The sequence below is a fragment of the Anaerofustis butyriciformans genome (assembly GCF_036289385.1).
In the GTDB taxonomy this organism is placed as follows: domain Bacteria; phylum Bacillota; class Clostridia; order Eubacteriales; family Anaerofustaceae; genus Anaerofustis; species Anaerofustis butyriciformans.
This window is the reverse complement of the sequence record NZ_JAYFFH010000001.1, coordinates 636,084-657,050: the sequence shown is the minus strand read 5'-3', so window position 1 is coordinate 657,050 and position 20,967 is coordinate 636,084. Positions and strand designations below refer to the sequence as shown.

Below are 20,967 nucleotides of genomic sequence, written 5' to 3'. Positions count from 1 at the left end.
GAGAATTAAAAAAGAGGCTTTGCCTCTTTTTTTTGTTTTATAAAATATATTTAAGCTAAATTTATTAATTTAATATTTTTTTCTTTTGCATAATTTATTGTATAAGAAGTTCCTCCTGTGTTTTTTGTTTTATAGGTAATACATACACTGCTATTATCAATTAAAAGTCTGTTTCTATCCAAAATACAACTTTTATCTTTGTAATATTCTGATGTATATACAACTTTATCACTTTGCTTTTTTATAAATTCATATATATTTTTATCTGCTTTATTCCAGTATTTTGATTGGTCTTTACAAGGCAGAACCATTATTAATTTAATATGAGGGTATTTTCTTCTTAAATTTAAAACTTCTATTGCTGCCATTGTATCAAATCCTAAAGCACCTCCGGCAGCAAAAAAACGATATCCTTTATTTATAAGTTTTTCTAATTCTTCAATTAATTTTATTCTTATTTCTTCTTCTTTATCAGCGGGGATATTTCTATGTCCGCTAAAACAACAGGTTTTTGATTTCATGCCTTTTCCGTCCTTTCGTAAAATATATTTATATTGTACCGTTTTAAACGGTAATAATCAATAAAAATAGATAATTTAAATAGTAATATTATATATTTTTAACGTCTATAATACAAAAGAGGTTAAATTATGGACAAAAATTTTATAAGTAAAAGAATAACAGAATTAAGAATAAAGAAAAATGTATCAGAATATAGAATGAGTACTGATTTGGGACATAGTAAAGGATATATTCAAAGTATTGCTTCTGGTAGAACATTACCTTCTATGACAGAATTTTTATATATTTGTGACTATCTTGGAGTAACACCAAGTGTATTTTTTGATGAAAAAATAAAAGAACCAATTTTATATAATGATATAAATAAATATTTGTCCATGATGAATGAAGATGATTTAAAAATAATATTGGATATATGTAAAAGAATGAATAATGAAGCATAATAAAATAAAGGATTATTACATGAATACAGTAGAAGCCGTTAAATTTAGAATATTACAATTATGTGATGAAAGAAATATATCAGTAAATAAATTGGCAAATATAAGTGCAATTCCTCCGTCATCATTAAAAAGTATTTTGTATGGAAGAAGTAAAAATCCTACAATTATTACAATAAAAATGATATGTGATGGACTTGATATAACTTTAGCACAATTTTTTGATACAAAAGAGTTTAATAGTTTAGAGCAGGAATTGAAGTAGAAAAAATAATATGTTTAATTAAATAAAATCTTATAGTACAAAATAGAATAATTATGGTGATAACATGTTTAAAAATGAGTTTGCAGATAGATTATCAAAGCTAAGGTTAGAAAAAGGTGTTTCAGCAAGATATATGAGTTTATCCTTAGGTCAAAATCCAGGTTATATTAATAATATTGAAAATGGGAAAGCTCTTCCGTCTATGTCTGTTTTCTTTTCTATTTGTGATTTTTTAAATATTTCTCCAAGTGAATTTTTTGATATAGAAAATGATAATCCAGAAAAAATTGGTGAAGTAGTTGATGATTTGAAGAAATTAAATAAAGAACAATTAGATAATATTGCAAAATTAATTAAAGGTTTAATCTAAAAAAAGAGTTAGATCTCTTTTTTTATTGAATAAATTTGAAGATATTGAACATTATTTTTTTTTGTGTTATTCTTGTATGAGCAAAATTAAAAAAATTTAAGGTATTTTATGAAGAAGACAAAACAACAGATACATGATAATATGTCTAAAATAAAGAATAAGGATACAAAAATAGAACTAATATTAAGAAAAGAGTTATGGGGTAGGGGATTAAGGTATCAAAAAAATGTTAATTCGATTTTGGGTAAACCTGATATAGTATTCAAAGGTAAAAAAATAGCAGTTTTTTGTGATAGTGAATTCTGGCATGGTTTTGATTGGGAAAACAAAAAAAATGATTTTAAAAATAATCAGAAATTTTGGATTTCTAAAATTGAAAAAAATATACAAAGAGATAAATATGTTACGGAGAAACTAGAAAAAGAAGGTTGGATAGTTTTACGTTTTTGGGGTAAAGAAATATCAAAAAACGTAAAGCAATGTGCAGATATTATAGAGTGGACGTTAAAAAATGGAAGAGATTAAATATAAATCAATAGATTTGTTTGCAGGAATAGGTGGAATAAGGTTAGGCTTTGAAAGAGCATTTAAAGAAAGTATAGAAACTGTTTTTGTATCAGAATGGGATGAATATGCACAAAAAACTTATAAATCAAATTTTAAAGATAATTTTAATATAGCTGGAGATATTACAAAAATTGATGAATCAAGTATACCTGCTTTTGACATTTGCCTTGCAGGTTTTCCTTGTCAAGCCTTTAGTATGGCTGGGAAAAGAATGGGATTTAATGATGATTATAAAGGAATGTGCAGAGGTACATTATTTTTGGATGTTGCTAGAATATGTGAATTTCATAAGCCGAAAGTTATTTTTTGTGAAAATGTAAAAGGATTATTACATCACGATCGTGGGAAAACATTAAAAGTCATTTTAAAAACATTTGAAGATTTAGGTTATAAAGTATTTTATGATATATTAAATAGTAAGGACTTTGGTGTGCCTCAAAATAGAGAAAGGATTTATATTGTTGCTTTCAGGAATGATATTTCTCCTATTAACTTTAAATTTCCGTTACCTACAGATAACACAAAAGTAATTTATGATATTATGGAAGAAAAAAAAGTATCAGTTAAATATTATTTAAGTGATGTTTATTTAGAAACTTTAAGAAAGCATAAAGCAAGACATGAAGCAAAGGGAAATGGTTTTGGATATCAAATAAGAGAAAAAACTGATATTGCCGGAGCAATTGTTTGTGGAGGAATGGGAAGAGAGAGAAACTTAATTGTTGATGAGAGACAAACAAGTAAAATTCCAGTAACACACATAAAAGGTAATGTAAACGACGAATTTATCAGAAGAATGACTCCTAGAGAATGGGCAAGACTTCAAGGCTTTCCAGATGATTTTGTGTTACCATTGGCAGATGTACATTTATATAAACAGCTTGGAAACAGTGTTACCGTAAATGTTATTGAGGAAATTGCAAAAAAAATAATAGAGGTTTTAAATTGAAAGAAGAATTAAAAGGAAATAAAGGGGAATGGTCAGAAGTTTACACTTTTTTGTATTTGATGTCAAAAGGTAGATTATATGGTGCCGATTGTGATTTGAACAGAATAGATGATGTGTTTTATGAAGTTATTAAAATTATAAGAGATGAAAAAGATGGTACATTATTTTTTATTGTAGATGAAAATAAAAAGATTATAGAAGTCTTTAGTAGTGACAGAAAATATATATGCACATTAAATATGTCTGATATTGGTGAGAAAGCAAAATATTTGTTAGAAACGATAATTAATCAAAATAATACTGGTACATTTTCAGTTCCTGAAATAACTGATTTTTTAAATAAAATACATTGTTTTAAATTAAAGGCGCCATCTAAAGATAAATCTGATATTACGATAAAAGTACATGATTTTCATACAGGAATAAATCCAACTTTGGGCTTTAGTATAAAGTCAAGATTAGGGAAAGCGTCAACGCTTTTAAATGCGGGGAAAAATACTAATTTTATTTATAAATTAAATGGTGATTTTACTGATGAAGATATGAATAAAGTAAACTCTATGTTTCATATAAAGAAAACTAAAAAAGGCGAAAAAAACGAAATAGCAATTGGAGAACGATTAAGATATATTTTATCGAAAGATGTTCAATTAAAATATTTTGATATTTCTGGTAAAAATTTTAAAAATAATCTTATTTTAATTGATACAATGTTGCCGAGTATTATTTCAAATAGGCTGCTAGAGTATTATTCTACAGGAGTAAGTAATATAAAAATATTATTAGATAAAATTATAGAAGAAAATCCATTAAATTTTGATTTGTCAGAAAATCATCCTTTTTATAGTTATAAATTTAAAAAATTTATAACTGAATCCGCATTAGGTATGTTACCTGGGAAAGTTTGGACGGGTAAGGCAGATGCAACAGGTGGATATATTATAGTAAAAGAAGATGGAGATGTTCTTTGTTATCATTTATACAATAGAAACGAATTTGAAGAATACCTTTTAAATAATATAAAATTTGAAAAAGCAAGTGCAAAAAGACATAATTTTGCGGAAGTGTATAAAAAAAATAATGAATACTACATAAACTTAAATCTCCAAATAAGATTTATAAAATAACCGCAAAATTGTGGTTATTTTTTTAATTTCTTGAGTCTAATAATATAAATTTTATGGTATAAATTTCATTTTAAAGAGAAAAATATTTACAAAAAGGAGGAGTAAATATTTTGGAAAATACAAAAATAAATGATATTTATGCCAGAGAGATTTTGGATTCAAGGTCTAATCCTACCGTTGAAGTTGATGTAGTTCTTGAAGATGGTTCTATTGGTAGGGCTGCTGTTCCTTCAGGTGCTTCAACGGGTGAGTTTGAGGCTGTTGAGCTTAGAGATAAAGATGAAAATAGATATGTAGGTAATGGTGTATTAAAAGCGGTAGAAAATGTAAATCATTATATTAAAGCGCATTTAATAGGAATGAATGCTGCTTATCAAGATGATATTGACGCTGCATTATGTAAAATAGATGGTAGTAAGAATAAAGGAAATATTGGTGCAAATGCAATTTTGGGCGTTTCTCTTGCTTGTGCCGATGCAGTAAGCAAATCTTTAAAACTTCCTTTATATAGTTATATAGGGCAGTTATCTAATAATGATGCGACATTACTTCCGGTTCCTATGATGAATATTTTAAACGGTGGAAAACACGCAAACAATAATTTAGATGTTCAAGAATTTATGATACTTCCTCATAGTGCAGATACTTTTAAAGATGCTTTAAGAATGGGCAGTGAAATCTATCACAAATTAAGAGGCATTTTAATAGAGAAGATGATGAGTGTTTCTGTTGGTGATGAAGGAGGATTTGCCCCTGATGTAGATAGTGCGGAAGAAGCTATTATGCTTATAATGAAAGCTATTGAAAATGCAGGGTATAAACCGGGAGATGATGTATATATAGCTCTTGATATGGCAAGCAGTGAGCTTTATGATAAAAAGCTTGATTCGTATTTTTATGAAATAAAAGAAAGAAAATACGGCGAGATGATAGCATATTATGAAAAACTTACCAGTAAATATCCTATCATATCTATTGAAGATGGTATATCAGAAGATGATTTTGAAAGCTGGAAATTCTTAAGTGACAGACTTAATAACAGCGTTCAGCTTGTTGGAGATGATTTGTTTGTAACCAATAAAGAAAGACTTAAAAAAGGTATTGATATGGGGGTTGCAAACTCTATATTAATAAAATTAAATCAAATAGGAACATTAAGCGAAACTTTAGAAACTATGAATTTAGCAAGAAAAAATAATTATACAACGGTTGTATCTCATAGGTCAGGTGAAACGGAAGATACTTTTATTGCTGATTTGGCTGTTGGTTTTAATGCAGGACAAATAAAAACAGGAGCACCTTGCAGAAGTGAAAGAGTTGCTAAATATAACAGACTTTTAAGAATTGAAGAAGAGTTAAAGGGTAAGGCAAGATATATCGGTAAAGATGTTTTTACTAATATAAGATTAAAATAAAAAAAGCAGTTGTAACTGCTTTTTTTTACTTCTCTAAATAGGGTTATATTATAGTTCTTGTAGGTTGATACAAAATATTTTACTTGCATATATTTCCCAAAATGAATTTTAGAATGGTTTTACCTAGGTTTTGGTAAATTAATTAATTCTTCCCAATTATATCTTTTAAGATATAAAAATGTATATTTGAAACACTGAGAGGAGATTTAATAAAAAACAAATATTTAAAAAAGTATTTATATTTAGAGCATTATTAGTTATAGGGTCCTTTATTATAAAATTAGTTATGGTATATTGCTATAATATAACTTCTTAAATACTTTTGTGAAACTTATTATAAAGGGTAAGTGTGAAATAAGTTTGTTAAAATGTGAATATTTGATTATATTGTATCTAAAAAATAAGTGGTAAAAATAAAAAATAAAATGAACTTAATATGAAAAAAGAATACGCTTAGCGTATTCTTCTATCCTTTTAAACCATCGGCTTGTCTTTGCATATTTTCTACTACTATGTCGTGTATGTCGCCAAGAGAGTTGCAATATTTTAATACATCCCATGGCTCATTTGTATGAAAGTGTATTTTTATTAATTTTTCATCTCCGACTGCAAGCAGGCAGTCTCCTTTAAAGTTATTTGTTATATAATCATGGATTTCATCTTCGTCTAAATTTTCTCCGGCAATAAGAAGCTGTGTATCAAATTTGAATTCTATCATAAATTTTCCTCCTTTTATTTAAGGGCTTTTATAATTTGTTTAGTCCTATTTTATATTTTGATTATATAATATAAATTTTATATTTACAATAATCTAAAAAAGAGTTATACTTATTTAGTAATGAATTTATTTATTGGTGTAATCCTCCAATTATTCTTATAAATAAATTATTATAGAAAATTGAATATTGAAGAATTTATCTTCAGGGCAAGGTGTAATTCCTGACCGCCAGTAAAGTCTGGGAGCGAAAGCTGATATGGTGTGATTCCATAACCGACGGTATAGTCCGGATGAAAGAAGATATGATAATTAATGCCCTGTTATTTTAGTATAACAGGCATTTTTTAAATTCACCTCATATCTATAATAAGGAGAATAATGGAAAACTTAACAACAAATCAAACAACAAACTCAAAAATCAGTACAAGGGTAATGGTATGTACGGCTATGTTAGCTGCTGTATCATTCTTACTCGCTTTTTTAGAAGTACCAATGCTTTTATCACCATCTTTTGCAAGAATGGATTTATCTGACCTTCCTGCATTAATCGGTGCATTTGCTTTTGGACCTATGGCTGGTGTTGTAATTGAACTAATTAAAAACGGACTTCAAGTATTTTCAACACAAACAGCCGGAATAGGGGAACTTGCAAATTTTGCAATGGGTGCTTCTTTTGTTTTTACTGCAGGATTAATTTACAAAAGAAATAAAACAAAGAAAACTGCTTTAATTGCTTGTATTATTGCAAGTGTAGTAATGGGAGCAGTTGCAGGATTACTTAATTATTTTGTTTTACTTCCTATGTATAGTGCATTTATGCCAATTGATCAGGTTATTGCTTCTTTTGGAGAAATAATACCTTTCATTCAGACTAAATTTGAAGTAATTTTATTTAGTGCAATTCCTGCAAATATTATTAAAGGTCTGATTATTTCATTATTTGCTATGCTTATTTATAAAGGGGTAAGTCCTATATTAAAAGGAGAAAAGTAAAAAATGGAAAAAGCCAAAGATTATTTATCATTTTTGGTAGATGAAGTTCATTCTACGGTTTTTGCAACAGTAGATAAAAACGGAGAACCTGAAACGAGCATTATAGATTTAATGCTTTATGATGAAGACAGTGTTTATTTCTTAACAGCAAAAGGAAAGCCTTTTTATGATAGACTTATGGATAAAAAGGTAGTTTCCATATCTGCAATGAAAGGAATGGATACAATGTCTACAAAAGCCATTATGATGAAAGCTAAAGTAATGAATATAGGTAGAGATAAACTCGATGAAATATTTGAGAAAAATACTTATATGAATGAAATTTATACAAGTGAAGAAAGTAAAATGGCTCTTGAAGTATTCAAGGTATACGATATGGAGGGCGAATATCTTGATATGTCACAACAACCCATTTTAAGAAAAACATTTTCAATTGGAGGGGGAAATGTTAGAAAAGCAAGTTATCATATAAATGGAGATTGTATAGGGTGTGGGAAGTGTTTTGAGGTATGTTCCTTTAAAGCGATAAAGAAAGGAAATCCTTATAAAATAATTGATAACTATTGTTTTGAATGTGGAAATTGTTATAGTGTTTGTCCTGTAAATGCTGTTGATAAAAATAATTAGGACTTATGAATTTTTAAATTCAATTAATATTACATAGTTAAAATAAAAAAGACACTTAAGTGTCTTTTTTATTTTGATAAAAGTTTCTTTTCAATTTTATTTTTATTTTTTAAATAATATAAAATCCCTGTAATATCGGCAAGCGCCCAACCAATAGGCACGCTCATCCATATACCTTTTACTCCTATAAATGAAATAGAAGATAAAGTATAAGCAAGGAAGACTCTGCTTCCAAGAGAAATAATTGTTAAAATAACGGACATTAAAGGTTTTTCTATTGCTCTGTAAATACCATAAAGTAGGAACAAACATCCTATTCCTATATAAAAAGCACCTTCAATTCTTAAGTATTCTATTCCTGCATTTATAATTGCTGTTTCATTTGCATTTACAAATATCATCATTAATTGTTTTGCAAATACAAAAACTATAAAGGAAATAATTAAACAGAAAATGCTTGATAAAGCAATTGCACTTTTTATTCCTTTTTTTATTCTCTCAGTTTCTTTTGCTCCGTAATTTTGAGCTATAAATGTTGAAAATGCATTACCGAAATCTTGAACCGGCATATAAGCAAAGGAGTCTATTTTTACAGCAGCGGCAAAGGCTGCCATTATTGTAGCACCAAAAGAATTAACTAAACCTTGTACCATTAAAATTCCAAAATTCATTATAGATTGTTGTATACAAGTTAAGAAGGAAAACTTAAATATTTCATTTAAAATATTTTTATTCCATTTCATATATTTCTTTTTGAATCTAAAATCAGGGAATTTAAAAAGTGTATATATTGTTATTCCAAGACCTGAGATGTACTGAGAAAATACTGTGGCTATGGCTGCTCCTTCTACTCCCATATTTAGAGTTATTACAAAGAATAAATCAAGTATAATATTAATAATTGCAGATATCCCAAGAAATACAAGAGGAATGATTGAATTCCCTACTGCTCTAAGTACACAAGCATAATAGTTGTAAAGGAAAGTTGCCGTTATTCCAAAGAAAATAATAAAAGTATAACTTTTCATTATCATAAAAATATTTTCCGGAATATTTAAAAAATATAGTATTTGATCAATAAAAATGAAAACTAAAATATTTAATATAATTGTTATTAAAAGAATTAATGAAAAAGAAACAAATAAACTTTCTTTTAATTTTTCTTCATTTTTTTCTCCATATCTTATGGAAAAAACTGCACCGCTACCCATACATAAACCCAAAAGAATTGATGCAATAAAAACCATCAATGTATAGGCAGAACCTACTGCCGCAAGAGCATTCGTTCCGATAAATTTTCCTACAATTAATGTATCTGCTATGTTATATAGTTGTTGCAAAAGATTTCCAATTATCATCGGAAATGCAAATAATAATATTTTTTTTGTGATGTTTCCTTTTGTTAAATCAAGCTGCATATGTTTTGCCTTTTGTTTTTTTATTAATGATATATCTATATTGTAAATTTGTCAATTTGATGTATTATTGTATTAATAAAATATTGTTTAAATACACTGTTTTAATGGTTGTATAATTGACTTTGATAACATATTTTGATATACTTTTTTGTTAGGTAAAGGTATTTTTTTACCGTGATAAAAGGAGGAAATAACAATGATAAAAGTAACATTTCCGGATGGAAACATTAAAGAATTTGAAAACGGCGTAAGTGTATTAGATGTAGCTGAAAGTATTTCTCCTGCACTTAAAAGAGATGTTTTATGCGCTAAAGTAAATGATGAGATTGTGGATATAAGAACCACTTTAGATAAAGACGTTAGCATTGTATTTTATAAATTTGATGATTTAGACGGCAAAAAAGCATTTTGGCATACTACAAGCCATATCTTAGCTCAAGCAGTTAAAAGAATATATGGCGATAAAGTAAAACTTGCAATTGGACCAAGTATAGATAATGGTTTCTATTATGATTTCGATACAGAAACACCGCTTCTTGAAAGTGATCTTGAAAAAATAGAAGCAGAAATGAAAAAAATCGTAAAAGAAAATATTTCAATTGAAAAATACGTTTTACCAAGACAAGAAGCTATTGATTTTGAAAAGGAACAAAAAGAAGATTATAAAGTTGAATTAATTGAAGATTTACCTGAAGACAGCATTATATCTTTCTATAAACAAGGAGACTTTACAGACCTTTGTGCAGGTCCTCATCTACTTAATACAAAACCTGTAAAAGCAATTAAACTTTTATCTATTACAGGTGCTTACTGGAGAGGGGACAGCAACAAAAAGATGCTTCAAAGAATTTACGGTATTTCTTTCCCTAAAGCAAAAATGCTTGAAGAATATTTAGAAATGCTTGAAGAAGCAAAGAAAAGAGATCATAGAAAAATTGGTAAAGATATGGACTTATTCATGATTTGTGAAGAAGGTCCGGGATTTCCTTTCTTCCTTCCAAAAGGAATGGTTATAAGAAATGAACTTGAAAACTTCTGGAGAAAAGAACATAGAAAAAGAGGATATGAAGAAATTAAAACTCCTCTTATCTTAAATGAAGATTTATGGCATACATCAGGTCACTGGGATCATTATAAAGACAATATGTACTTTACTCAAATTGACGGAAACGATTATGCAATAAAACCAATGAACTGCCCTGGTTCAATGCTTGTATATAAAAGAAAAATGTATTCATACAGAGATTTACCTTTAAGAATAGGTGAACTTGGACAAGTACATCGTCATGAACTTTCAGGTGCACTTCACGGACTTATGAGAGTTAGAACATTTACTCAAGATGATGCTCATATCTTTATGTTACCTGAACAAATTAAAGATGAAGTTATTGGCGTAATTGATTTTATCGATTATGTATACAATATGTTTGGATTTAAGTATCATGTAGAATTATCTACACGTCCAGATGATTCAATGGGTTCTGATGAAGATTGGAACATGGCAACAGAAGCTTTAAGAGAAGCTATGGAAGCAAAAGGAATGGATTATGTTGTAAATGAAGGAGACGGTGCATTCTATGGACCAAAACTTGACTTCCACTTGGAAGACTGTCTTGGAAGAACATGGCAATGTGGTACAATCCAACTTGATTTCCAAATGCCTCAAAGATTTGACCTTACATATGTAGGTCATGATGGGGAAAAACACAGACCTGTAATGATTCACAGAGTAATCTTCGGTTCAATCGAAAGATTTATTGGTATCTTAACAGAACACTTTGCAGGTGCATTCCCACTTTGGTTAGCTCCTGTTCAAGTTAAATTAATTCCTATTACAGACAGAAACCTTGAATATGTAAAAGGAATTAAAGATAAATTGGAAGAAAAAGGCATTAGATGCGAAATTGATGATAGAAGCGAAAAAATGGGATATAAAATCAGAGAAGCTCAACTTGAAAAAGTTCCTTATATGTTAATTGCAGGAGATAGAGATATGGAAGGTAACGTTGTTTCTGTTCGTGCAAGAAAAGATGGTGAAAATTTAGGAGCAATGAGCGTTGATGAATTTATTGAAAAAGCTTTAAATGAAATAAATACAAAAGTACTTTAAAAAAAACACCCTTTGGGGTGTTTTTTTTAATTAAAATATTTACCGTTTGGTTTATTATACTTATATTTTTTATAGTGCTTATGACATATTATGTAGTATAAAATATATCCGATTACAGCGCTTATTGTATTAAATATCACATCATCAATATCAGCAACACGGCTTACTAAAAAGAAAAATTGCATTATCTCAATAAATAGTGTTATAAAAAATGCACTTTTTACAGTTCTTTTAAAAGTTATTCTTCCTGGAAAAGTTAAAGGAAGTAAAAATCCGTAAGGAAGTAACAACCCAATATTACCAAATAAATTGATGAAAGCTATCATTGAAAGCTTTCCTCCATTTATAAGTTCAGTATATTGTAAACTTTGCCATTAGTTTTTAATACTTAGGAAAGGGACTAAGTTATAATGTTGTTCATATGTATATTCTCCAACATAAGGAACTAGCGTCATTGAAAATACAATAAGCAGATATATTGATAAAATTAAAAAGCAAAGCCAATTTACTTTTTTATTTTTTCCTGTCAAAATTTTACCTCTTTTCTAAAAAATGCTATTTAATGATACAATAAAGAAAAGCAAAAAACAATTAATATGAAAAAGTTTAATTTTTTCTTAATAAACTTCATTGTAAATTAAAGATATGTTTTTACTACATTGCTATTTATATTTTTTAGATGTATAATATTTAAGATTTCAAATTAATGGAGAATAAAGATATGAGCTTTCAAATAATAAGCGATGGTGCTTGTGATTTACCTAAAAGTTATGTAGAAGAAAATGATATAAAACTTGTTCCTTTTTATGTTTCATTTGGCGATGAAGAATTACATAAAGAGGGTAGTTTTATAACTGTTGAAGAGTTTTATACTAAAATGGTTGAAAACCCTACTGTTTTTCCAAAGACATCTCTTCCAAGCGTTAACGACTATATAGATGTATTTACTCCTTTTGTAGAAAAGAATATTCCTATATTATGCATTTGTACAGATTTACAATTAAGCGGTTCTTTTAATAGTGCGAGAATGGCAAAAGAAGTTTTAGAGGATAAATATGATAATGCTAAAATAAAAGTAATAAATTCAATTAATATAACAGCTTCTCAGGCAGTTTTTGTAGGTGAAGCCATAAGAATGAGAGATAATGGCATTGAATTTGAAGATTGTTATGAAAGACTTGAAAAACTTAAAGAATATGGAAGAATTCATTTTACGGTAGGAAGTATTGATTATCTTAAACATGGAGGAAGAATAGGTAAACTTGCGGGCTTTGCTGCCGGTGCACTTGGTTTGAAACCTCTTATTGAGCTTAAATATGGAGAGGTTTGTTCAGCAGGTGTAGCACGAAGCAGAAAAAAATCTATTAAACAAGTTTTGGATTATACAAAAAAATTCTTTGAACGTAAAAATGAAAATCCTGATGATTATGTTTTTTGTGTAGGTTATGGATACAGTAAAGAAGAGGGGGAAGAATATAGACTTAAACTTCATAAATCTTTACAAGAATATTCTAATGTTAAATTAGAAGAAATACATATGATACAAATAGGAGCAACAATTGGTGTTCATACAGGTCCTTATGCTCTAGGACATGGATTTATAAAGAAATATGATAAATAGTATTCCTAAGCGAGTTTATATTAATATAAGCTCGCTTTTCTTTTGTGGTATAATATGTAAAATTAATTTTAAATTGAGGTAGATATGAATAATATAATTTCCATTTTTATTGTATTAATATTATTTTTAATATGTTTAACAATAAGTATTTTGCAGCTAAGTTGTAAAGGTCTGTTGTTAAATAACGCTTTTCTTTTTGCTTCAAAGAGGGAAAGAGAAAATATGAATAAAAAGCCTCATTATAGACAAACAGGAATAGTTTTTCTATTTTTATCAGCAATTTTCTTATGTCTTTTAATTAATATTATATTTAAAATTAAGATTTTGGGTTATATTATATGGTGTTTAATATTATGTACGATACTGTATGCTTTGGTATCTTCAATAAAATTATATAAGTAAAGTTAAATTTTCTCTTGACTCTAACGTTAGGTAATAGTGTATTTTAAATTTGGAGGTAAGATATGAAGTTAACTGTTGGTGAAATTTCTAAATTATTTGATATTAGTGTGCGCACACTTCATTATTATGATGAAATAAACTTATTAAACCCAAGTGAGAAAAAAGAGAACGGATATAGATATTATACAGATGAAGATTTGGTATTGCTTCAAGAAATTATTTTTTATAAAGATCTTATGTTACCTCTAAAAGATATAAAATATATTTTGAAACAAGAAAAAAGAGATAAGGTTGATATCTTAAATAAACATAAAAAAATTCTTATGTTAAAAAGAGAAAAGATTGACTTATTGATTAAACTTGTTGATGATACTTTAAATGGAGGAAAAACTAAAATGAATAAAGATAGCATTGATAAAATAAATATATATAAAGAAGAATATAAAAAAGAAGTGTTGGATAAATGGGGAAAGACTAAGGAATACGCTGAATATAAGGACAAAACATCTTCTTATACAAAGAGTAAATGGAATCAAATAGAGGAAGAAACAAAGAGGATTTTTTTACTTTTCTATAAAAATAAGAACAATGATGTAAAAAGCAATGAAGTAAAGACATTAGTAAGAATGTGGAAGGATTTTATAAGTGATAATTTTTATTATTGTTCAAATGAGATATTATTATCTTTAAGTGATATGTATATAAATGATGAAAGATTTAGAAATAATATTGATAATGTAGGGGAAGGGACTGCAGAATTTATGAGTAGAGCAATAAAAGAATTTGTTAGGGAGAATTAAATGGATAAAAAAAGATTAAAAGAAGAATATAAAAAGAAAAAGCCTGATATGGGAGTTTATAAAGTTAATTTTAATGAAAGTAATAAAGTTTATTTAGGAATAGCCGAGGATTTAAAAGGAAACATAAATTCCCTTAAATTTCAATTAAAGTTAGGATCCTTTAGGCAAAGTAATAATTTACAAAATGAATATAATAAATTTGGTGATAAAAGTTTAAATATTGAAGTTATTGAAATACTTGAATATAAAGATAATAAAGAAAATTATATAGAAGAATTGGAAGAACTTAGAGATTTGGTTATTGAAAATTATAAAGACGCAGAAAAAATAAAATATAGAAAGAAAAAAATAATGGTAGAGAAATTCAATATTAATGATTTAGATATTATATTAGATATTTGGTTAAATGGAAATTTAGATGCTCATAATTTTATAAATAAGAAATATTTTTATGATAATTTAGATTATGTAAAAGAAATATTACCTAAAAGTGAAATATATATTTTTAAAGAAGATAATATAATAAAAGGGTTTATTGGGTTAAATAAAGGATATATAGAAGGATTATTTATAAAAAGAGAATACAGAAATCAAGGTATTGGGAAAATACTTATCAGTAAGGCAAAAAGTCTTTATAATGTTTTAAGTTTAAGTGTATATGAAAAAAATAAAAAAGCTTTAGAATTTTATTTAAAACAAGGCTTTGAAATTAAAGAAAAACATATTGATGAAGATACAATGGAGTTAGAATTATTACTTAAATATAAAAAGATGTAGCATAAGCTACATCTTTTGTTTTATTCTTCAAATAATTCTGTTGAAAGATATCTTTCTCCTGTATCAGGAAGTAATGCAACAATAGTTTTACCTTTATTTTCTTCTCTATTTGCGATGATTGTTGCTGCTTTAATTGCTGCACCTGAAGAAATCCCAACAAGAATTCCATCACTTTTGGCAATTTTTCTTGCGCTTTCAAAAGCTTCATCATTTTCAATGGTTATTATTTCATCATAAATATTTTTATCAAGAGTATTTGGAACGAAATTTGCACCTATGCCTTGTATTTTATGTGCACCTGCTCTACCTTCTGTTAATACAGGTGATGATTTAGGTTCAACTGCAACAATTTTAATATTTGGATTTTTTTCTTTTAAATATTTACCAACCCCGCTTAAAGTTCCTCCTGTGCCTACACCTGCAACAAAGTAATCTATTTTTCCTTCAGTATCTTCATAAATTTCAGGACCTGTTGTATTGTAGTGCATTTTAGGATTTTCCATATTTTCAAATTGGCTTGGAATAAAACTATCTTTTATTTCTTTTTGTAGTTCTTCTGCTTTTTCTATTGCACCTTTCATCCCTTTACTGCCGTCTGTAAGTACAATTTCTGCTCCATATGCTTTTAAAAGTTTTCTTCTTTCAATGCTCATTGTTTCCGGCATTGTTAAAATTGCTTTATATCCTTTTGCAGCTGCTATACTTGCAAGTCCAATACCAGTATTTCCGCTTGTTGGTTCAATTATTGTGCTTCCTTCTTTTAATAATCCTTCTTTTTCTGCATTTTCAATCATTGCTTTTGCAATTCTATCTTTAACGCTTCCTGCAGGATTGAAAAATTCTATTTTGGCAAGAATATTTGCTTGCAAATTGTTTTCTTTTTCATAGTTTACAAGTTCCATTATTGGTGTTTTTCCAACAAGTTGTGTTATATTTTTATATACTTTCATTTTATCCTCCATAAAATAAATTATTTTTCTTATTTCCTATATGAATACTATGAAATAAATATATATAATATTAAATAAAAAGTCAAGTGAAAAATAAAAAAAAGCAGAAAAATCTGCTTTTAAATACTATAGTTTAAATTTTCATCGCTATTTTTTATTAAATCTTCTAATGTAACGCTGTTTACGTAATCTTCAATTACTTTATATAAGCCTTTCCAAAACTCTAAAGTTGCACAGGCATCACATCTTGTACAGCTGTTTTTTTCATCTTCAAGGCATGCAATAGGGGCGAGACTTCCTTCAGTAACTCTTAAAATATCACCTACGGTATAATTTTTAGGTTCTTTTGAAAGTTTATATCCTCCTTTAGGTCCTCTTACACTAATTAAGTATTCTGCCCTGCAAAGTTGAGTTGTAATTTGTTCTAAATATTTGATTGAAATTTCTTGTCTTTTTGAAACTTCTTTTAATGTGATGTATTTACCATCGTAATTTTTTGCTAAATCTATCATAAGTCTGAGTGCATATCTTCCTTTTGTAGAAATCTTCATATAAATACCTCTTTATAATAAAATAAGCTTTTTATAATATAACATAGTCATGTTTAAAAATCAAAGAAAAAAAGGATAAATTCTGTAAAAAAATAAAAAATCAAATGTTTGCATAAAATTTTGTTTAATATTATAATAATTAATATTTAGTATTTAGGGGGATATATGGAAAATACCAGAAATACAATTCAAAAGAAAATTATTTTTAATACACTAAAAGATATAAATGGGCATCCTACGGCAAAAGAAGTTTATGAAACATTACATACGAAATATTCAACAATAAGTAGAGCAACGGTATTTAGAGTGTTAAATAATCTTGCAAGTGCAGGGCATATAAATAAAATAAAAATATTGGATAGTTCTGATGTGTATGATTATATAACAAACGGACATCAACATATTATATGTACAAAATGTAATAAAATTTCCAATGTAAATATTTCATTTAATAAAAATATTAATAAGGAAGTCGAAGAACAAAGTAAATATAAAGTAGTAAATTATAATTTGGTTTTTAAAGGAGTATGTAGTGATTGTTTAGAAAAAGAAAAACATGAATAATTTTTTTATAATTATTTTTATGTGAAATACATGTGAAAATATGTATCTTTTTTTATAAACAATATTTCAATTACAAGTTATCAAAGGTTTTATATAGCTTCATTATCGTATCATTATATTTTCACATTAGGAAAATATAATATAGACAGTTCAAAAAGGAGGTCAAATATTATGGACGACAAAATTAATGATATGATGACAGATAATGAAGTTGATAATAAATTTGATTCTTTAATAAATGACGATGTTAAGGAAAAAAAGAATTTAAAAAAGGAACATAAAAGCAATAAAAAGAGAAGAAATGCTGCTTTTGCTTTGATTGTTGTTGCAATGATGACTACTTCAACATGTTTAGGTTTTGTGGGAGGTGTTGTTGCAAATAAATACTTGGCTACAAATAAAGCTGATGGTGTTACCTCAACAGAAATTCCCGTAGCTTCAACATCGAGTGGTGACAGTACAGAAATGAATGTTTCTACTGTTGTAAAAGCTGTTCAAAGTTCAGTTGTTTCAATTGAATGCCAAAGTGAATCAGAAGCAAATAGATACAGTTTTGGAGAAAGTGCTACTACAACTTCTGCTGGAAGTGGTGTTATTATAACCAGTGATGGGTATATTGCAACAAACAATCATGTAGTAGAAGGTGCAAGCAAAATTACTGTTACAACTGCAGACAGTAAATCTTATACAGCTAAACTTGTTGGTAGGGATGAGCAAACAGACATTGCCGTTTTAAAAATAGAAGCAACAGGATTAAAAAATGCGACTCTTGGTAAATCAAGCTCTCTTGAAGTTGGGGATGAAGTTGTTGCAATAGGTAATCCTTTGGGTGAACTTTCAGGAACCGTAACAAATGGTATTGTTTCTGCTTTAAATAGAGAAGTTACTATTGAAAATGAAACAATGAGTTTAATTCAAACAAACGCATCAATAAATGCCGGAAATTCAGGTGGTGGTTTATTTGATAAAAACGGACTTCTTGTAGGTGTTGTAAATGCAAAAGCTTCAGGTGAAAATGTTGAGGGGCTTGGCTTTGCAATTCCAATAGATACTGCAAAAGAAGTTATAGAACAGATAATGGATTATGGTTATGTTAAAGGCAGAGTTACAAGTGGTCTTACTCTAATAGATATTTTAGACAAACAAACTGCAATGCAATATGGGGTAAATGAACTTGGAGTATATATTTACAGTGTAGAGGAAGGTTCAAATGCCGAAAAAGCAGGATTAAAATCTGGATATATTATAACAGCGGTAAATGATACAAAAGTTGAAAGTGCAAGTGATTTTAAGGCAGTAATTAATAAATTAGAAGTTGGGGATACAATAAAAGTAACCGTTTCAAACGGTATTAATCAGGGAAGTGTAGAGTATAAGTTAACAGAAAAAACTAATTAACAAATACATGAATATTTCAAGATGAATTCACATATTTTACACATAACTTTGTTAACATTTTTGTATAAGCAATATGCTTATGGATATTCGTTTTAAACGAATAATTCCCTCTTTTAAAAATATGTAATCTAATATTACCGATGCATTTGCATCGGTAATATTAGTATATAAGGAAAATAATGTGATATAATATATTTAAAATTATGGGAGGATATTATGCCAAGGATATTAATTGTTGATGATGAACCTAAAATAGCAGAACTTATAAATAAATATGCTACTTTTGAAGGTTATGATACAGTAGAAGTTAATGATGGTATGAAAGCCATTGAGATATGTAAAAATGAAGATTTTGATATTATTGTAATGGATATAATGATGCCGGAACTTGATGGTTTTTCGGCTGTGAGAGAAATAAGAAAAGTTAAAGATACACCGGTTATTATGCTTTCTGCGAGAGGGGAAGAGTATGACAGAATTCATGGCTTTGAAGTAGGAGCTGATGATTATGTTGTAAAACCTTTTTCTCCTAAAGAGCTAATGATGAGGATTGAAGCAATATTAAAAAGAACTAAACCTCATAAAGATAAAGAAGAAAATGACATAATTAACATAGATGGCATAAGTATAGATTTAGCAGCAAGAATTGTTAAAGTTGAAGGTGAAGTTGTAAATTTAACTCCTAAAGAATATGACTTACTTACATTCCTCGTTGAAAACAGGGGAATTGCACTTTCCAGAGAAAAGATTATTTCTACAGTTTGGGGATATGACTATTATGGAGATGACAGAACACTGGATACTCATATAAAACTCCTTAGAAAAAATTTAGGACCTTATTCTAATAAAATTGTTACTTTAAGAGGAGTTGGATACAGATTTGAAAAAGAAGACTGATTTAAGCCTTAAGTGGCGTATGTTTAAATATTTCGCCATATTTGTTGCAGTAGTGTTGATTTTTTTATGGTTTTTTCAAATTGTTTTTTTAGATGCTACTTATAAACATATAAAAACAAAAGAAATAAAGGAAGCAGCTTCAAAGATTTCTCAAAATTTCAATGAGCAATATATTGAAGAAATTGCATTATCGAAAGATTTTTGTGTTTTGATTTTAGATAGTTACGGTAATGAAGCTTTTTCTATAAAAACTTCATCAAAATGTACTATACATACATTATCTCCACAAGGTATAGGATACTATGTTTCGAAAGCAATAGATAATAATGGAGAATTTTTGGAAAAATCTATGTTATCAAGAGAAGAAAAAGAATTTAGATTTGGTAATATTATTTTTTCAAAACCTGAAAGTATAGTTTATACAAAAATAGTAAATGTTGGGGATACTTTTTATGTAATGCTTCTTGATGCGACAATTTCACCTATTAATGCAACTGTTTCAACGTTAAGAGCTCAACTTTTTTGGATAACAATAGGGCTTATATTATTTGCGGGCGTTTTAGCTTTTTGGATTTCAAAAAGAATCTCGTCTCCTATAGAAAAAATAACTGGAAAAGCGAGAGAGCTTGCAAAAGGAAATTATAAAGCAGAAGAATTTGATGGTGGATTTAAGGAGATTAACGAACTTGTAAGTACACTTAATTACGCTGCTTCTGAAATAGATAAAAATGAAGAATACAGAAGAGAACTTATCGCTAATGTATCTCATGATCTACGAACACCGCTTACTATGATTATCGGTTATAGTGAAATGATTAGAGATTATCCTGATAAGACAAAAGCAGAAGATATTCAAACTATTATTGATGAGGCAAAACGTTTAAGCAATCTTGTAAATGATACATTGGATATGGCTAAATATGAGTCAGGTGCGGTTGAGTTAAATAAAACGACTTTTGATTTAACATTGGAAGTAAAAAATATTATATTACGATTATCTACTTTCACTGACTATAATATAACCTTTAATTATGATAAGCATGTATATATTAATGCTGATGAGCTTCAAATTTCACAGGTAATTTATAATTTACTTACAAATGCAATAAATTATACAGGTGAAGATAAAGTTATAAAAGTTAATCAGATTGTTAATTCAAATACTGTAAAATTTGAAGTTACAGATACAGGGGAAGGTATACCGGAAGAAAAACTGCCAAATATATGGGAAAGATATTATAAAATAGATAAAACCCATAAACGTTCTGTTGTTGGAACGGGACTTGGACTATCGATTGTAAAAACAATTCTGTTAAGACATGGTGCAAAATTTGGTGTTAGAAGTCAGGTAGGAAAAGGAAGTACTTTCTGGTTTGAATTAAAAATAGAAGGTAATAAGAATAAAGAAAAGAAGGAATAAGCTCAGCTTATTCTTTCTTTTTTATAGCATATATTTTACAAAACATTGAATAATAGTGTGCTTTAT

At 27.9% G+C, this 20,967-nt stretch carries 24 protein-coding genes and 1 riboswitch; of the genes, 18 read left to right on the top strand and 6 right to left on the bottom strand.

Annotated elements, in window-relative coordinates; genetic code table 11:
• Window positions 1-50: 50 nt before the first annotated feature.
• Window positions 51-521, bottom strand: coding sequence for an SLOG family protein (locus V2W16_RS03190; RefSeq protein WP_329381411.1), 471 nt, complete (start codon window positions 519-521; stop codon window positions 51-53).
• A 129-nt stretch (window positions 522-650) separates the two neighbouring features.
• Here V2W16_RS03190 and V2W16_RS03185 point away from each other — a divergent pair, with 129 nt between their 5' ends.
• From V2W16_RS03185 to eno, 7 genes are all read left to right on the top strand, one after another.
• Complete coding sequence (locus V2W16_RS03185) at window positions 651-965, top strand: helix-turn-helix domain-containing protein (protein WP_329381409.1); 315 nt, start codon at window positions 651-653, stop codon at window positions 963-965.
• Between the two features lie 19 nt (window positions 966-984).
• Window positions 985-1,227, top strand: a complete 243-nt coding sequence (locus V2W16_RS03180; protein WP_253230099.1) for a helix-turn-helix domain-containing protein — start codon at window positions 985-987, stop codon at window positions 1,225-1,227.
• A gap of 64 nt (window positions 1,228-1,291) precedes the next feature.
• Window positions 1,292-1,597 (top strand): helix-turn-helix domain-containing protein, encoded by a 306-nt coding sequence (locus V2W16_RS03175; protein ID WP_329381405.1) that lies wholly within the window; start codon window positions 1,292-1,294, stop codon window positions 1,595-1,597.
• A 108-nt stretch (window positions 1,598-1,705) separates the two neighbouring features.
• The gene (locus V2W16_RS03170; protein WP_329381402.1) at window positions 1,706-2,122 is read left to right on the top strand and encodes a very short patch repair endonuclease; all 417 of its coding nucleotides are present in this window, start codon (window positions 1,706-1,708) and stop codon (window positions 2,120-2,122) included.
• Window positions 2,109-3,113, top strand: a complete 1,005-nt coding sequence (locus tag V2W16_RS03165; RefSeq protein ID WP_329381399.1) for a DNA cytosine methyltransferase — start codon at window positions 2,109-2,111, stop codon at window positions 3,111-3,113. Before V2W16_RS03170 ends, V2W16_RS03165 begins: the two co-directional genes overlap by 14 nt.
• Window positions 3,110-4,240: an HpaII family restriction endonuclease gene (locus tag V2W16_RS03160; RefSeq protein WP_329381395.1), complete on the top strand. Its 1,131-nt coding sequence runs from the start codon at window positions 3,110-3,112 to the stop codon at window positions 4,238-4,240. Before V2W16_RS03165 ends, V2W16_RS03160 begins: the two co-directional genes overlap by 4 nt.
• A 107-nt stretch (window positions 4,241-4,347) precedes the next feature.
• Window positions 4,348-5,655: a phosphopyruvate hydratase gene (gene eno / locus V2W16_RS03155; RefSeq protein WP_425353935.1), complete on the top strand. Its 1,308-nt coding sequence runs from the start codon at window positions 4,348-4,350 to the stop codon at window positions 5,653-5,655.
• A gap of 466 nt (window positions 5,656-6,121) precedes the next feature.
• Here eno and V2W16_RS03150 read toward each other — a convergent pair whose 3' ends face one another.
• Window positions 6,122-6,373 (bottom strand): kinase to dihydroxyacetone kinase, encoded by a 252-nt coding sequence (locus tag V2W16_RS03150; protein WP_138269627.1) that lies wholly within the window; start codon window positions 6,371-6,373, stop codon window positions 6,122-6,124.
• Between the two features lie 194 nt (window positions 6,374-6,567).
• A riboswitch (FMN riboswitch) is annotated at window positions 6,568-6,679 on the top strand.
• A gap of 72 nt (window positions 6,680-6,751) precedes the next feature.
• Between V2W16_RS03150 and V2W16_RS03145 the strand changes: the two genes are divergently transcribed.
• Both V2W16_RS03145 and V2W16_RS03140 read left to right on the top strand, forming a co-directional pair.
• The gene (locus V2W16_RS03145) at window positions 6,752-7,366 is read left to right on the top strand and encodes an ECF transporter S component (protein ID WP_329381388.1); all 615 of its coding nucleotides are present in this window, start codon (window positions 6,752-6,754) and stop codon (window positions 7,364-7,366) included.
• 3 nt (window positions 7,367-7,369) lie between these two features.
• On the top strand, window positions 7,370-7,993 hold the full coding sequence (locus tag V2W16_RS03140) for a 4Fe-4S binding protein (protein ID WP_329381385.1): 624 nt from the start codon (window positions 7,370-7,372) through the stop codon (window positions 7,991-7,993).
• A 68-nt stretch (window positions 7,994-8,061) separates the two neighbouring features.
• Here V2W16_RS03140 and V2W16_RS03135 read toward each other — a convergent pair whose 3' ends face one another.
• Window positions 8,062-9,411, bottom strand: coding sequence for an MATE family efflux transporter (locus V2W16_RS03135; protein ID WP_329381382.1), 1,350 nt, complete (start codon window positions 9,409-9,411; stop codon window positions 8,062-8,064).
• Window positions 9,412-9,607: 196 nt separating this feature from the next.
• Here V2W16_RS03135 and thrS point away from each other — a divergent pair, with 196 nt between their 5' ends.
• Entirely contained in the window at window positions 9,608-11,521 is a 1,914-nt protein-coding gene (gene thrS, locus V2W16_RS03130) for a threonine--tRNA ligase (protein ID WP_329381379.1), read from the top strand.
• A gap of 26 nt (window positions 11,522-11,547) precedes the next feature.
• Here the strand turns inward: thrS and V2W16_RS03125 are convergent, their stop codons facing one another.
• Window positions 11,548-11,847 carry a VanZ family protein gene (locus V2W16_RS03125; RefSeq protein ID WP_329381376.1) on the bottom strand — a complete coding sequence of 100 codons (300 nt, stop codon included), beginning with the start codon at window positions 11,845-11,847 and terminating at the stop codon, window positions 11,548-11,550.
• A gap of 395 nt (window positions 11,848-12,242) precedes the next feature.
• On the opposite strand from V2W16_RS03125, the gene V2W16_RS03120 reads away from it, so the two are divergent.
• The 4 genes from V2W16_RS03120 (at window position 12,243) to V2W16_RS03110 (ending at window position 15,121) form a co-directional block, all read left to right on the top strand.
• A complete protein-coding gene (locus tag V2W16_RS03120) occupies window positions 12,243-13,142 on the top strand; it encodes a DegV family protein (protein WP_329381372.1) in 900 nt (299 codons plus the stop codon).
• Between the two features lie 84 nt (window positions 13,143-13,226).
• Window positions 13,227-13,544: a DUF3784 domain-containing protein gene (locus V2W16_RS11170; RefSeq protein WP_425353932.1), complete on the top strand. Its 318-nt coding sequence runs from the start codon at window positions 13,227-13,229 to the stop codon at window positions 13,542-13,544.
• Between the two features lie 62 nt (window positions 13,545-13,606).
• The gene (locus V2W16_RS03115) at window positions 13,607-14,344 is read left to right on the top strand and encodes a MerR family transcriptional regulator (protein ID WP_329381370.1); all 738 of its coding nucleotides are present in this window, start codon (window positions 13,607-13,609) and stop codon (window positions 14,342-14,344) included.
• Entirely contained in the window at window positions 14,345-15,121 is a 777-nt protein-coding gene (locus tag V2W16_RS03110; protein ID WP_329381367.1) for a GNAT family N-acetyltransferase, read from the top strand.
• A 20-nt stretch (window positions 15,122-15,141) separates the two neighbouring features.
• Here V2W16_RS03110 and cysK read toward each other — a convergent pair whose 3' ends face one another.
• Window positions 15,142-16,071, bottom strand: a complete 930-nt coding sequence (gene cysK, locus V2W16_RS03105) for a cysteine synthase A (RefSeq protein WP_329381363.1) — start codon at window positions 16,069-16,071, stop codon at window positions 15,142-15,144.
• Window positions 16,072-16,190: 119 nt separating this feature from the next.
• Entirely contained in the window at window positions 16,191-16,622 is a 432-nt protein-coding gene (locus V2W16_RS03100) for an RrF2 family transcriptional regulator (RefSeq protein ID WP_329381359.1), read from the bottom strand.
• Window positions 16,623-16,787: 165 nt separating this feature from the next.
• Here V2W16_RS03100 and V2W16_RS03095 point away from each other — a divergent pair, with 165 nt between their 5' ends.
• The 4 genes from V2W16_RS03095 (at window position 16,788) to V2W16_RS03080 (ending at window position 20,901) form a co-directional block, all read left to right on the top strand.
• Entirely contained in the window at window positions 16,788-17,186 is a 399-nt protein-coding gene (locus tag V2W16_RS03095) for a Fur family transcriptional regulator (protein WP_329381356.1), read from the top strand.
• A 171-nt stretch (window positions 17,187-17,357) separates the two neighbouring features.
• Window positions 17,358-18,584: a S1C family serine protease gene (locus V2W16_RS03090; RefSeq protein WP_329381353.1), complete on the top strand. Its 1,227-nt coding sequence runs from the start codon at window positions 17,358-17,360 to the stop codon at window positions 18,582-18,584.
• A gap of 216 nt (window positions 18,585-18,800) precedes the next feature.
• Window positions 18,801-19,481, top strand: a complete 681-nt coding sequence (locus V2W16_RS03085) for a response regulator transcription factor (RefSeq protein WP_329381348.1) — start codon at window positions 18,801-18,803, stop codon at window positions 19,479-19,481.
• Window positions 19,465-20,901, top strand: coding sequence for a sensor histidine kinase (locus V2W16_RS03080; RefSeq protein WP_329381345.1), 1,437 nt, complete (start codon window positions 19,465-19,467; stop codon window positions 20,899-20,901). Before V2W16_RS03085 ends, V2W16_RS03080 begins: the two co-directional genes overlap by 17 nt.
• Window positions 20,902-20,967 lie beyond the last annotated feature (66 nt).